Source organism: Metapseudomonas cellulosilytica, from assembly GCF_049334135.1.
Lineage (GTDB): Bacteria > Pseudomonadota > Gammaproteobacteria > Pseudomonadales > Pseudomonadaceae > Metapseudomonas.
Map to the genome: position 1 here is coordinate 99,690 of NZ_JBHZGN010000022.1, position 10,559 is coordinate 110,248.

The 10,559-nt window shown below is 66.8% G+C and carries 12 protein-coding genes and 1 other RNA gene; 7 read left to right on the forward strand and 6 right to left on the reverse strand.

The features are described 5' to 3' along the window. Positions 1–73: 73 nt before the first annotated feature. Genes ACFW0H_RS23445 through ACFW0H_RS23460 form a run of 4 tightly spaced genes read right to left on the reverse strand, consistent with a single transcriptional unit; the run spans position 74 to position 4,456 of the window. A complete protein-coding gene (locus tag ACFW0H_RS23445) occupies positions 74–1,294 on the reverse strand; it encodes a 2-octaprenyl-3-methyl-6-methoxy-1,4-benzoquinol hydroxylase (RefSeq protein ID WP_459077330.1) in 1,221 nt (406 codons plus the stop codon). A 45-nt stretch (positions 1,295–1,339) separates the two neighbouring features. Continuing rightward, positions 1,340–2,524, reverse strand: a complete 1,185-nt coding sequence (ubiH, locus tag ACFW0H_RS23450) for a 2-octaprenyl-6-methoxyphenyl hydroxylase (protein WP_422916250.1) — start codon at positions 2,522–2,524, stop codon at positions 1,340–1,342. 1 nt (position 2,525) lies between these two features. Next, positions 2,526–3,860, reverse strand: a complete 1,335-nt coding sequence (gene pepP / locus ACFW0H_RS23455) for a Xaa-Pro aminopeptidase (protein ID WP_422916251.1) — start codon at positions 3,858–3,860, stop codon at positions 2,526–2,528. A gap of 41 nt (positions 3,861–3,901) precedes the next feature. Continuing rightward, the gene (locus ACFW0H_RS23460; RefSeq protein ID WP_422916252.1) at positions 3,902–4,456 is read right to left on the reverse strand and encodes a YecA/YgfB family protein; all 555 of its coding nucleotides are present in this window, start codon (positions 4,454–4,456) and stop codon (positions 3,902–3,904) included. Positions 4,457–4,661: 205 nt separating this feature from the next. On the opposite strand from ACFW0H_RS23460, the gene ACFW0H_RS23465 reads away from it, so the two are divergent. The 4 genes from ACFW0H_RS23465 (at position 4,662) to ACFW0H_RS23480 (ending at position 6,078) form a co-directional block, all read left to right on the forward strand. Next, positions 4,662–4,871 carry a TIGR02449 family protein gene (locus ACFW0H_RS23465; protein ID WP_028626819.1) on the forward strand — a complete coding sequence of 70 codons (210 nt, stop codon included), beginning with the start codon at positions 4,662–4,664 and terminating at the stop codon, positions 4,869–4,871. Further along, positions 4,868–5,182 (forward strand): cell division protein ZapA, encoded by a 315-nt coding sequence (locus ACFW0H_RS23470; protein WP_422916253.1) that lies wholly within the window; start codon positions 4,868–4,870, stop codon positions 5,180–5,182. The genes ACFW0H_RS23465 and ACFW0H_RS23470 overlap by 4 nt, the downstream gene beginning before the upstream one ends. A gap of 101 nt (positions 5,183–5,283) precedes the next feature. Continuing rightward, positions 5,284–5,463: non-coding RNA, 6S RNA (gene ssrS / locus ACFW0H_RS23475), on the forward strand. Between the two features lie 9 nt (positions 5,464–5,472). Beyond that, positions 5,473–6,078 carry a 5-formyltetrahydrofolate cyclo-ligase gene (locus ACFW0H_RS23480; RefSeq protein ID WP_422916254.1) on the forward strand — a complete coding sequence of 202 codons (606 nt, stop codon included), beginning with the start codon at positions 5,473–5,475 and terminating at the stop codon, positions 6,076–6,078. 39 nt (positions 6,079–6,117) lie between these two features. Here the strand turns inward: ACFW0H_RS23480 and ACFW0H_RS23485 are convergent, their stop codons facing one another. Then, positions 6,118–6,249 carry a hypothetical protein gene (locus ACFW0H_RS23485; RefSeq protein ID WP_422916255.1) on the reverse strand — a complete coding sequence of 44 codons (132 nt, stop codon included), beginning with the start codon at positions 6,247–6,249 and terminating at the stop codon, positions 6,118–6,120. A gap of 204 nt (positions 6,250–6,453) precedes the next feature. Between ACFW0H_RS23485 and ACFW0H_RS23490 the strand changes: the two genes are divergently transcribed. Next, positions 6,454–6,903, forward strand: coding sequence for an EVE domain-containing protein (locus ACFW0H_RS23490; protein WP_422916256.1), 450 nt, complete (start codon positions 6,454–6,456; stop codon positions 6,901–6,903). A 51-nt stretch (positions 6,904–6,954) separates the two neighbouring features. Further along, positions 6,955–8,799, forward strand: a complete 1,845-nt coding sequence (locus ACFW0H_RS23495) for a diguanylate cyclase (protein ID WP_422916257.1) — start codon at positions 6,955–6,957, stop codon at positions 8,797–8,799. On the opposite strand, the gene ACFW0H_RS23500 is transcribed toward ACFW0H_RS23495, so the two are convergent. Beyond that, positions 8,790–9,236 carry a flagellar basal body-associated protein FliL gene (locus ACFW0H_RS23500; protein WP_422916258.1) on the reverse strand — a complete coding sequence of 149 codons (447 nt, stop codon included), beginning with the start codon at positions 9,234–9,236 and terminating at the stop codon, positions 8,790–8,792. The two genes, ACFW0H_RS23495 and ACFW0H_RS23500, sit on opposite strands and share 10 nt — an antisense overlap. A gap of 141 nt (positions 9,237–9,377) precedes the next feature. On the opposite strand from ACFW0H_RS23500, the gene ACFW0H_RS23505 reads away from it, so the two are divergent. Continuing rightward, positions 9,378–10,355, forward strand: a complete 978-nt coding sequence (locus tag ACFW0H_RS23505) for an NADPH:quinone oxidoreductase family protein (protein ID WP_422916259.1) — start codon at positions 9,378–9,380, stop codon at positions 10,353–10,355. The last annotated feature ends 204 nt before the right edge of the window (positions 10,356–10,559 follow it).

The window sequence follows — 10,559 nt, forward strand, 5'->3', positions numbered from 1 at the left end:
TTTTATGTCGGGGTGTGTATTCCCCACTTCCCTCTCCCGGATGGCGAGGGAAGTGTTCACGCACAAGGTGCGATCAGGCCTGGGCGAGATCCGGCAGGTCTCCCGACAGCCCCAGGGCCCTGCGCACGAACAGCGCCTTGGCTTCGGGCATGCCGTCGACCCATTTCAGGCCGGTGTTGCGCAACCAGCGCAGGGGCAGCGGATTGGCCTGGAACAGCCGCTCGAAGCCTTCCATCGCCGCCATCATCGCCAGGTTGTGGGGCATGCGCCGGCGCTCGAAACGGCTCAGCACGCGCTCGTCGGCCAGGCGCTCGCCGCGGCCGATGGCATGCAGCAGCACTTCGGCGAGCACTGCCGCATCGAGGAACCCGAGATTGACCCCCTGCCCTGCCAGCGGGTGGATGCTGTGGGCGGCGTCGCCGATCAGCGCCAGCCCTTCTTCCACATAGCGCTTGGCGTGGCGCTGGCGCAGCGGGATGCACAGGCGCGGGTCGGCGCCGAGCACTTCACCCAGGCGCCACTCGAAGGCGCGGCCGAGTTCGCTGCAGAAGACGGTGTCGTCCAGGGCCATCAGGCGTTCGGCCTCCTCCGGGGTCACCGACCAGACGATGGAGCACCAGTGCTCGTTATCACGCTCCAGCGGCAGGAACGCCAGCGGGCCGTCATCGGTGAAGCGCTGCCAGGCGGTGCGTTGGTGAGGTTCGGCGCAGCGCACGCTGGTGACGATGGCGTGGTGCAGGTAATCCCACTCGCGGGTGGCGCAACCGGCCAGGCGACGCACCGCGGAGTTGGCACCGTCGGCAGCCACCACCAGGGGCGCGCGCAGTTCGCGGCCGTCCACCAGGGTCAGCAGCCAGTCGTCGCCGGAACGACGCAGGCGCTCCAGGCGTGCCCCTGGCAGCAGGCCGATGTCGCTGTCGTGCAGGGGCTCCAGCAGGGCGTCCTGGACCACCCGGTTCTCGACGATGTGGCCGAGCACCTCGGCATGCACGCTGGACGCGGAGAAGTGGATCTGCCCGGTGCCGGAACCGTCCCAGACATGCATCTCGCCGTAGGGGCTGCTGCGCCGCGCGGCGATGCCGGGCCAGGCGCCGAGGCGTTCGAGGATGCGCTGGCTGGCGGCGGACAGGGCACTGACCCGCGGCTCGAAGGCCGATGCCGGGTCGAAGGGTTTGACGCTGAGCGGGCTGCCGTCGATCAGCAGGATATCCAGGCCGCTGTCCTTGAGCGCCAGGGCCAGCGCACTGCCGACCATGCCGGCGCCCACGATGATCAGATCCGCGCGCAGTTCCATATCAGGCCTTGAGGCTCCCTGTGTGTCTAGGTTCAGCACGCCCGGTCAGTCCGGGCGGGTGCCCAGGCCCATGGCCTGGCGGGCGAACCAGCGCTTGGCCGGCGGCAGCAGGTCGAGGCCGAGCAGGCCCAGGTTGCGTCCGGCGGCCAGCAGCGGCTCGGCGTTGGAGAAAAGGCGGGTCACCTGGTCGGAGAAGCCCACCGTGAGATTCTGGTCCTGGCGCTGGCGCTGCAGGTAGCCCTGCAGGGTGGCGAAATCGCCCAAGGCCTTGTCGCTGGCCAGCAGCGCCTCGGCCAGGGCCTGGGCGTCGCGCAGGGACAGGTTGTAGCCCTGGCCGGCGATGGGGTGCAGGCTGTGGGCGGCGTTGCCCAGCACCACCAGGTTGGAACGCACCTGCTCTTCGGCCTCCACCAGCTCCAGCGGATAGAGGTGGCGCGCACCGACCTGCTGGAAGGCACCAAGGCGGTAGCCGAAGGTTCTCTGCAGCTCATCGAGGAAGCTCCGCTCGTCGAGCCGGGCAAGGCGCTCGGCCTCATCGCCGGGACGACTCCAGACCAGCGCGCAGCGATTCTCCGGCAGCGGCAGCAGGGCCATGGGGCCATCGTCGGTGAAGCGTTCGAAGGCCTGGCCGCGATGGGCTTCCAGCGGGCTGACGTTGGCGATCAGCGCGGTCTGCCGGTAGGCGGTGCGGTGCACGCCGATGCCCAGCTGTTCGCGCAGGCCGGAACGGCCGCCGTCGGCCAGTACCGCCAGGTCGCAGTCGAGCTCGGTTTCGTCGTTCAGGGTCAGACGATAGCCACTTTCCAGCGCCTGCATGCCGACTACCTCGGCCGGGCAGTGCCAGGTCACCACGTCTTCGTCCAGGGCCTGCCAGAGGCACTGGCCGAGCCAGGCGTTCTCCACGACGTAGCCCAGCGCCGGGACGCCCTCTTCCAGGGCGGCGAGGCGAGCGGCGCCGAAGCGCCCGCGGTCGGAGACGTGGATCTGCAGGATGGGCTCGGCGCGCTGGGCGATGACCTGCCAGAGGCCAAGGCGTTCGTAGATCTTCCGGCTGCCGAAGGACAGCGCGGAGGAGCGGGCGTCGTAGCTGGGCTGGAAGCTGTTGCCGGGGGCAAAAGGTTCAATCAGGACGATCTTCCAGCCCCGCGCCCGGGCGCCTTCCTGCAGCGCCAGGGCGAGGCTGGCGCCGACCAGGCCACCGCCGATGATCGCGACTTGGCTGTGGTGCATGTCAGGCGGCCTGGGTACGCGCGGCGGCCATCAGCGCCTCGATCTCGTCCACCGACTTGGGCACGCCGCCGGTGAGGATTTCGCAGCCGGACTTCGTCACCACCACATCGTCCTCGATGCGCACGCCGATGCCGCGCCACTTCTTCGGCACGTCCTGGTTGTCGGCGCCGATGTAGATGCCCGGCTCGACAGTCATGGCCATGCCCGGTTCCAGCACGCGCCACTCGCCGCCGACCTTGTATTCGCCGACATCGTGCACGTCCATGCCCAGCCAGTGGCCGGCACGGTGCATGTAGAAGGCCTTGTAGGCCTCCGAGGCGATCAGCTCTTCGACATCGCCCTTGAGCAGGCCGAGCTCCACCAGGCCGGCGGTGATGACCTGCACCGTGGCTTCGTGGGCTTCGTTCCAGTGCTTGCCGGGAGCGATCTGCGGGAAGGCGGCTTCCTGGGATTTCAGCACCAGTTCATAGATGGCCTTCTGCTCGGGGCTGAAGCGGCCGCTGACCGGGAAGGTGCGGGTGATGTCGCTGGCGTAGCAGTCCAGCTCGCAGGCGGCGTCGATCAGCACCAGGTCGCCGTCCTTCAGCGGGGCGTCGTTCTCGCGGTAGTGCAGGATGCAGGCGTTCTTGCCGGCGGCGACGATGGAACCGTAGGCCGGCATCTTCGCCCCGCCCTTGCGGAACTCGTATTCCAGTTCGGCTTCCAGGTGGTATTCGTAGAGGCCGGCGCGGGAGGCCTGCATGGCGCGCACGTGGGCGCGGGCGGAAACCTCGGCGGCCTCGCGCATGACCTTCACTTCCGCCGCCGACTTGTACAGGCGCATGTCGTGCAGCAGGTGGTCGAGGGCAACGAACTCCTTGGGCGGCTGGGCGCCCTGGCGCGCCTTGGAGCGGATCACGTTGATCCACTCCATCAGGTGCTGGTCGAACTCGGTGTTGGTGCCGATGGAGTAGTAGACGCGGCTGCGCCCTTCGATCAGGCCGGGCAGGATGTCGTCGATATCGCCGATGGGGAAGGCGTCGTCGGCACCGTACTCGCTGATGGCGCCATCCTGGCCGGCACGCAGGCCATCCCAGAGTTCACGCTCCGGATCGCGCTCGCGGCAGAACAGCACGTACTCGCCATGCTCGCGGCCGGGAATCAGCACCAGCACCGCTTCCGGCTCGGGGAAGCCGCTGAGGTACTGGAAGTCGCTGTCCTGGCGGTAGACGTGCTCGACGTCGCGGTTGCGGATATGCACCGGCGCGGCCGGCAGGATGGCGATGCTGTTGGCTTCCATCTGCGCCATCAGGGCCTTGCGCCGGCGGGCGTACTCGGCCTTGGGGATACGGGTCATGCGCGCTCCTTCAGGGCGGGCGCAAGGCCCGCCACGCGGGTTCAATGCAACGAGGGTTTGGCGGCCGGTGCGGCAGGCTTGGCGCACTCGGCGAATAGCAACAAGGGGGCGACGCGCAGGTACTCCATGACTTCCATGTAGTCGCTCTCGCCGTCGTCGGAATCCTCCAGGGCGCTCTGTACCTGGGCGATGGAGGCGAGGTCCTGCAGCACTTCGACCGCCTCGCCGGACAGCGCGCCCTCGCGGGCGGTCAGGCCGAAGCCGCCGAGGAAGCCCTGGCACCACTGGCCGAGGGCGGCGGCACGTTCGGCCAGCGGTGCGTCGTCGCCGGGCAACAGCAGGACCACGGCCATGTCGCTGCCGGTCAGCTCGCTCTTGACCATCTCCTGCAGGCCGATCAGGGCCTGGCGCACGTTGTCCTGCGGGGCGGCGCCGAGCAGTTCGGCGGCATCCTCCAGCCAGGGCTCGGGCTCGAAGCCGGCGCCGGCGCAGCTGCGGCCGAGGAGCATGCCGTGCAGTTCGGCAGGGGAGACCGGCTGGCCGGTGGAGGCGAGGAGCGCGGCGAAAGCGTTGTAGGGGGAATTCGAACTGGACATAAGGGTGGCTAGGCGCCAGAGGGCGCAATCACTAGAATGACGGCCTCGTATCCTAGCAGTCTGGCGCGGTGAAGGCAGCATCGGCAGCCCGTCCGCCAGCCCCTACCCACCGGCGTGCAAAGAATCGCGCCGACGCCTGCGGGTTTGACCCGTTGCCGCGCCGGTCCTATATAGTCCCGGTCACTCCCCACCAAGTAGACAGCCCATGGAAGATGCCGAACTGCATGCACTGACAGCCAAGCTGGAGCTTCTGATCCAGCGTGTCGAGCAGCTCAAGGCCCAGAACCGGCTCCTGCTTGCCAGCGAGAAGGCCTGGCGCGAAGAACGCGCTCATCTGATCGAAAAGAACGAAATGGCCCGGCTCAAGGTCGAAGCGATGATTTCGCGCCTGAAAGCCCTGGAGCAGGATTCATGACCCAGTCCAATACCGTCACCGTCCAAATTCTCGATAAGGAATACTGCATCGCCTGCCCTGCCGACGAACGCGCCAACCTGGAAAGCGCCGCTCGCTACCTGGATGGGAAGATGCGGGAAATCCGTTCCAGCGGGAAAGTCATAGGCGCCGACCGCATCGCCGTGATGGCCGCCTTGAACATCACCCACGACCTGCTGCACAAGCAGCAGCGCCTGGATCAGGAAGCCACGTCCACCCGCGAGCGGGTGCGTGACCTGCTGGAGCGCGTCGACCATGCCCTGGCTGCCGACCCGGATATCCGCCAGGCCTGAGGGGCACGCGTCGCGACAAAATGACGCGCAGCGGCCCTTCCGATTCATCCGGGCCGACGCGCAGCAGTTTCCACAGCGGTTCTTGGGGTATACTCGCCGCCAGCTCCCTGGTGTGTTGGCCAGTCGGTGACGTCCCTGAGCCGATAAATGCAACCACGGGGGTTGCAAGTTGGGGCCGGTGTGCATGTCCGCCTGACGGAAAGCCTTAACGCCTCCTGCAACCTCCACCTTGAACTTTAGGGTTCAAGGGCTAACCCGACAGCGGCACAACCGGGGAGTCTACTTTCTTCATGATCTGCGCCGGATCCCATTCCCGCCAGAGCCTGCGCCGCCTGCTCCGCCAGGCCCGCCGCGCACTCACGCCCCTCCAGCAGAAGCACGCCGCCAAGGCCCTTTACCGCCAGCTCGCGCAGGACCCGTTGTTCCGCCGCGCCAGGCATGTCGCGCTCTACCTGCCCACCAATGGCGAAATCGACCCGCGCCCATTGCTGCGCGAAGCCCAACGCCGGGGCAAGCAGGCGTACCTGCCGGTGCTCAATGCCTGGCCGCGGGAAAAAATGGTCTTCCAGCGCCTGCTCCCGGGCGAACGGCTGCAGAAGAATCGCTTCCGCATCCTCGAGCCGCGCGCCAATCCGGCGCAACAGCGCAAGGTCTGGGCACTGGACCTGGTCATGCTGCCGCTGGTGGGTTTCGATGAATACGGTGGACGCCTGGGAATGGGCGCAGGCTTCTACGACCGGAGCCTGGCCTATCTGTCCCGTCGCCGGCAGTGGCGCAAGCCGACCCTGCTGGGCCTGGCGCACGAATGCCAGAAAGTGGACAGGCTGGAGCTGGCGAGCTGGGATGTATCCCTGCAGGCGACGGTAACGGACAGCGGCTGGTACGAAGGACAGTGACAGCGACACCGCGATCCTTGCGGTGCCAACCGGATGGAGTCAGGGCTGTTGGGTCAGGTTGACGGGCGCGCCGCCCTGGCGCTCCCACAGACTCTGGGTGTAACCGGTGGTGACCACACCCAGGCCGAAAATGACGACCAATACCCAGAGTATGTCTGGCTTGCGTTTCATCGATTGCCTCCCCCTTGCAGGCAAACTTCGCGCGATGACCGAATGGTGGATTGTTGTTCTGATTGGACCGTACGGCGGCGTGCAGCTTAAAGCGCGGCATTTTCCGGCAACGTGAGCGAACACGCAATTTGAGACGCCAACCGGCCGTCGGCCGGTCCCAGGCTTCGATGTCCCAGCGCGGACGAACGTACAGGAGCAAACTTCATGCCTTTCTGGCTGATGAAATCCGAACCCGACGAACTTTCCATCCACGACCTGCAGCGTTTGGGCAAGGCGCGCTGGGATGGCGTGCGCAACTACCAGGCACGCAACTTCATGCGCGCCATGCGCCCCGGCGAGCTGTTCTTCTTCTACCATTCCAGCTGCCCCGAGCCCGGCATCGCCGGGATCGCGCGGATCGCCGGGGAGACCTACCCGGACCCCACGGCGCTGGACCCGCAAAGCCATTACCACGACCCCAAGGCCAGCCCGGAGAAGAATCCCTGGAGCGCCCTGGACGTGGAGTTCGTCGAAGCCTTTGCTGGTGTTATCCCCCTCGCCCGGCTGCGTGAACAGGCGGTGCTGACCGGCATGCCCCTGGTGCAGAAGGGCAGCCGCCTGTCGGTGATGCCGGTAACCGAAGAGGAATGGTCCGGGGTGCTTGCCCTGCGTTGAGTCGGGCATGGCCCTGTGCTATGACGGAGGAGAATCTCCCGGGGCACTTCCATGCCGCACACTCACCCCGCCTGGCTGGTCCGAACGACACTCGCCGTGCTGCTCCTGGCGTTGTGCGGCACCAGCCTGCTGCTCTGGAAGCAGATGGACAACGCCCAGCAGGAGCGCATCCGCGAACGCGTCGCCTATCAGGCGCGGTCCCTGGCCAGCGAGCTGGAAAACAACCTGTTCGATGAGGTTGAGGCCCTGCGCCGCATGGCCCTGCTGTGGAACCATCGCGGCCGGATTCCCCAGGACGAGTGGAACCTGGAAGCCCGCCTCGCCCTGGAACACTTTCCCGGCTACCAGTCCATCCAATGGATGGGCGCCGACCTGCGCATGCGCTGGGTGCAGCCCGAGAAAGGCAACGAGGCCGCCCTGAGTTTCCGCCTGACCCGCAACCACCCCAACTTCAACCTCGCCATGCAGGCCAAGGCCAGCGGCCAGGCCCAGCTGTCCAACAGCTTCGCCCTGGTGCAGGGTGGCCGCGGCCTCATCCTCTACACACCGCTCTACATTGGCGGCGAACGGAGCGAACAGACCTTCGACGGCTTCCTCCAGGGCGTTTTCCGCGTCGAGCCGCTGATGGACGAACTCCTCGCGGATATCGAAAACCAGGACTTCAGCGTCCGGCTGCTGGAGGCCAACCACACCATCTACCACCAGGACCGGCCGGGCAGCGTCGACCCCCTCAGCCAGCGCGTTCCCCTGCAGTTGCTCAACAACGGCAATTTCGCCCTGCAACTGAGCCCGACCCGCAAGCTGGTGGCACAGCTCAGCTCGCCGCTGCCGCAGGTGGTGCTCGGCGCGAGCCTGGTCACCAGCCTGCTGCTGGTGGCCGCCCTGGCCCTGGCCCTGGAAAACGCCCGCCGCGCCAATGCCCTGCAGACCGGCTACCGGCGCCTGAACGAGGAGGTCAGCCAGCGCGAGCACGCCGAACAGGACCTGCGCGAAAGCCGCGAACGCCTGCAACTGGCGCTCGACCTGACCGACTCCAGCCAGGACGGCCTGTTCATCTTCGAACTCGCCAGCCGCGAGATCCTGCACATGAACCGGGCCACCCACGCCGGCCTGGGCTACAGCGCTGACGCCTTTCGCCAACTGCTGAAGGAAGATCCGGAGCAGCTGCTGCCCGGCTACCACGCCTGGCTGGAGCTGGTGCGCCAGGCCCGTCGCGACGGCGACTCGGGCATCTTCCAGCGCGAGATGCGCCGTGCCGATGGCAGTCTGCAGGCGGCGGAAATCAGCGCCCAGCTGGTGAAGCTGAACGGCCGCGAATACCTGATCGGGGTCTCCCGCGACAATAGCGAGCGGCTGGAGCTGGAAGCGCGGCTGCAACGCCTGTCGCAACAGGACGGCCTGACCGGGCTCTACAACCGCCGCTATTTCGACCGCCAGCTCAGTGGTGAATGGCGCCGCCTGCGCCGCCTCGGCGCGCCCCTGGCCCTGCTGATGCTGGATGTGGACTACTTCAAGGCGTTCAATGACAGCCTCGGCCACCAGGCGGGCGACGAGGCCCTGCGCCGAGTGGCCCAGGCGCTGCAGCAGAGCCTGCGGCGCGAAGGTGACGTGGCCTGCCGCTACGGTGGCGAGGAGTTCGCCATCATCCTCGCCAACACCGGCGAACCAGGTGCGTTGCACGTCGCCGAGCGGAGCATGGCACGCATCGCCGACCTGGCCATCGAACACCCTGCCAGCCCGGATGGGCGGCTGACCGTCAGCATCGGCATCGCCATTTCCGATCCCGCCCGCGAAGACCAGCCCGACAGCCTGGTATCACGCAGCGACGCCGCGCTCTACCGGGCCAAGCACGAAGGGCGCAATCGCGTCTGCCTGTGGGAGAAGGGTCAGGGCTGAATGATCAGGTTGTTGAACAGCAGGTCGTCCACCAGGGGCTGACCTTCCTCGCTGTTCAGCACCTGCTGCACCTGCTTGAGCGCTTCCTGGCGCAGCTTTTCCTTGGCGTCGGAAGAGCCGAGCGATTCGTCGGTCTGCTGGGAAAAGAGCATCACCAGCTGGTTGCGGATCAGGGGCTCGTGGCGGGTGACCTTGACCTCGGCGTCGGTGCTGGAGACCCGCAGCGAGATATCGGCCTTGTAGTACTTCAGGCGCGGACCGGGGCCATAGTTGCCGACCAGTGCCGGCACCAGGTCGATATAGGCGACCTTGGGCGCTTCGCCCTCCTTGGGCTCAACCTCCTCCTTGGCGCTCGCCAGCAGGGGAAGGGTCAGGGCCAGCAGCAATGCAGTGAGTCTTTTCACCGGGGTCTCCTCAGCACGAATGGCGCCTAGCATAGCCAGAGCCGCGACCGGCCCCAAGACCTCCGTTTATGCACACCCATCAGGCGCAGCCATGCTGATTGACCCCTTCGCCCCCCCACTTACACTGCAAGGCCACATGCCCGGGGCCAGCGCCCCACGCCTAGGAGCCCCGCGATGAAAGCCGTCCTGTGCAAAGCCTTCGGCCCCGCCGACACCCTGGTGCTGGAGGAAGTCGCCAGCCCCGAGCCGAAAAAGAACGAGATCCTGATCGACGTGCATGCCGCGGCGGTCAACTTCCCCGACACCCTGATCATCGAAGGCAAGTACCAGTTCAAACCGCCCTTCCCCTTCTCCCCGGGTGGCGAAGCGGCCGGCGTGGTGGCTGCGGTGGGCGAGAAAGTCAGCCACCTCAAGCCCGGCGACCGGGTGATGGCGCTGACCGGCTGGGGCAGCTTCGCCGAGCAGGTGGCGGTGCCGTCCTACAACGTAATGCCGATTCCCAAGGGCATCGACTTCAACTCGGCCGCCGCCTTCGGCATGACCTACGGCACCTCGATGCACGCCCTGAAACAGCGCGCCAATCTGCAGCCCGGCGAAACCCTGCTGGTGCTCGGCGCATCCGGCGGCGTCGGCCTGGCGGCGGTGGAAATCGGCAAGGCCATGGGCGCGCGGGTGATCGCCGCTGCCAGCAGCGCGCAGAAGCTGGAAGTGGCCAAGGCCGCCGGCGCCGATGCGCTGATCAACTACAGCGAGGAAAGCCTGAAGGACCGCGTCAAGGAACTCACCAATGGCCAGGGCGCCGACGTGATCTACGACCCGGTCGGCGGCGACCTGTTCGACGCGGCCATTCGCGCCATCAACTGGAACGGCCGCCTGCTGGTGGTGGGCTTCGCCAGCGGTCGCATCCCCGAGCTGCCGGTGAACCTCGCCCTGCTCAAGGGCGCCTCGGTAATTGGCGTGTTCTGGGGCTCCTTCGCCCAGCGCCAGCCCCAGGACAACCTGGCCAACTTCCAGCAGCTGTTCACCTGGTACGCCGAAGGCAAGCTCAAGCCGCTGGTGTCCCAGACCTTCCCGCTGGAGCGCGCAAGCGATGCGATCAAGACCCTGGCCTCGCGCCAAGCCGTGGGCAAGGTGGTGGTGGAAGTGCGCTGAGACCTTTGCCGTAGGGTGGACAGCGCTTTTCTGTCCACCAGGCGGCGTTCACCCCGGCATCGATGGTGGATAAAAAGAGCGTTATCCACCCTTGTATCTCGACTAGCGTCCTTTCAAAGAGCGATAGTCCCCGACTGATCATCGGGGGAGGGTCAGGAAGCCGTATCCACCCTTAGGCCTCGAGCTTGCGACGTAGATAGTGCT

What these genes read in the sequence shown, in the direction of transcription:
- ACFW0H_RS23460 (WP_422916252.1), bottom strand. Translation starts at nt 4,456, where the DNA reads ATGTCCAGTTCGAATTCCCCCTACAACGCTTTCGCCGCGCTCCTCGCC.
- ACFW0H_RS23495 (WP_422916257.1), top strand. Translation starts at nt 6,955, where the DNA reads ATGCCGCACACTCACCCCGCCTGGCTGGTCCGAACGACACTCGCCGTG.
- ACFW0H_RS23465 (WP_028626819.1), top strand. Translation starts at nt 4,662, where the DNA reads ATGGAAGATGCCGAACTGCATGCACTGACAGCCAAGCTGGAGCTTCTG.
- ACFW0H_RS23500 (WP_422916258.1), bottom strand. Translation starts at nt 9,236, where the DNA reads ATGCTAGGCGCCATTCGTGCTGAGGAGACCCCGGTGAAAAGACTCACT.
- ACFW0H_RS23490 (WP_422916256.1), top strand. Translation starts at nt 6,454, where the DNA reads ATGCCTTTCTGGCTGATGAAATCCGAACCCGACGAACTTTCCATCCAC.
- ACFW0H_RS23470 (WP_422916253.1), top strand. Translation starts at nt 4,868, where the DNA reads ATGACCCAGTCCAATACCGTCACCGTCCAAATTCTCGATAAGGAATAC.
- ACFW0H_RS23505 (WP_422916259.1), top strand. Translation starts at nt 9,378, where the DNA reads ATGAAAGCCGTCCTGTGCAAAGCCTTCGGCCCCGCCGACACCCTGGTG.
- ubiH (WP_422916250.1), bottom strand. Translation starts at nt 2,524, where the DNA reads ATGCACCACAGCCAAGTCGCGATCATCGGCGGTGGCCTGGTCGGCGCC.
- ACFW0H_RS23480 (WP_422916254.1), top strand. Translation starts at nt 5,473, where the DNA reads ATGATCTGCGCCGGATCCCATTCCCGCCAGAGCCTGCGCCGCCTGCTC.
- ACFW0H_RS23445 (WP_459077330.1), bottom strand. Translation starts at nt 1,294, where the DNA reads ATGGAACTGCGCGCGGATCTGATCATCGTGGGCGCCGGCATGGTCGGC.
- pepP (WP_422916251.1), bottom strand. Translation starts at nt 3,860, where the DNA reads ATGACCCGTATCCCCAAGGCCGAGTACGCCCGCCGGCGCAAGGCCCTG.
- ACFW0H_RS23485 (WP_422916255.1), bottom strand. Translation starts at nt 6,249, where the DNA reads ATGAAACGCAAGCCAGACATACTCTGGGTATTGGTCGTCATTTTCGGC.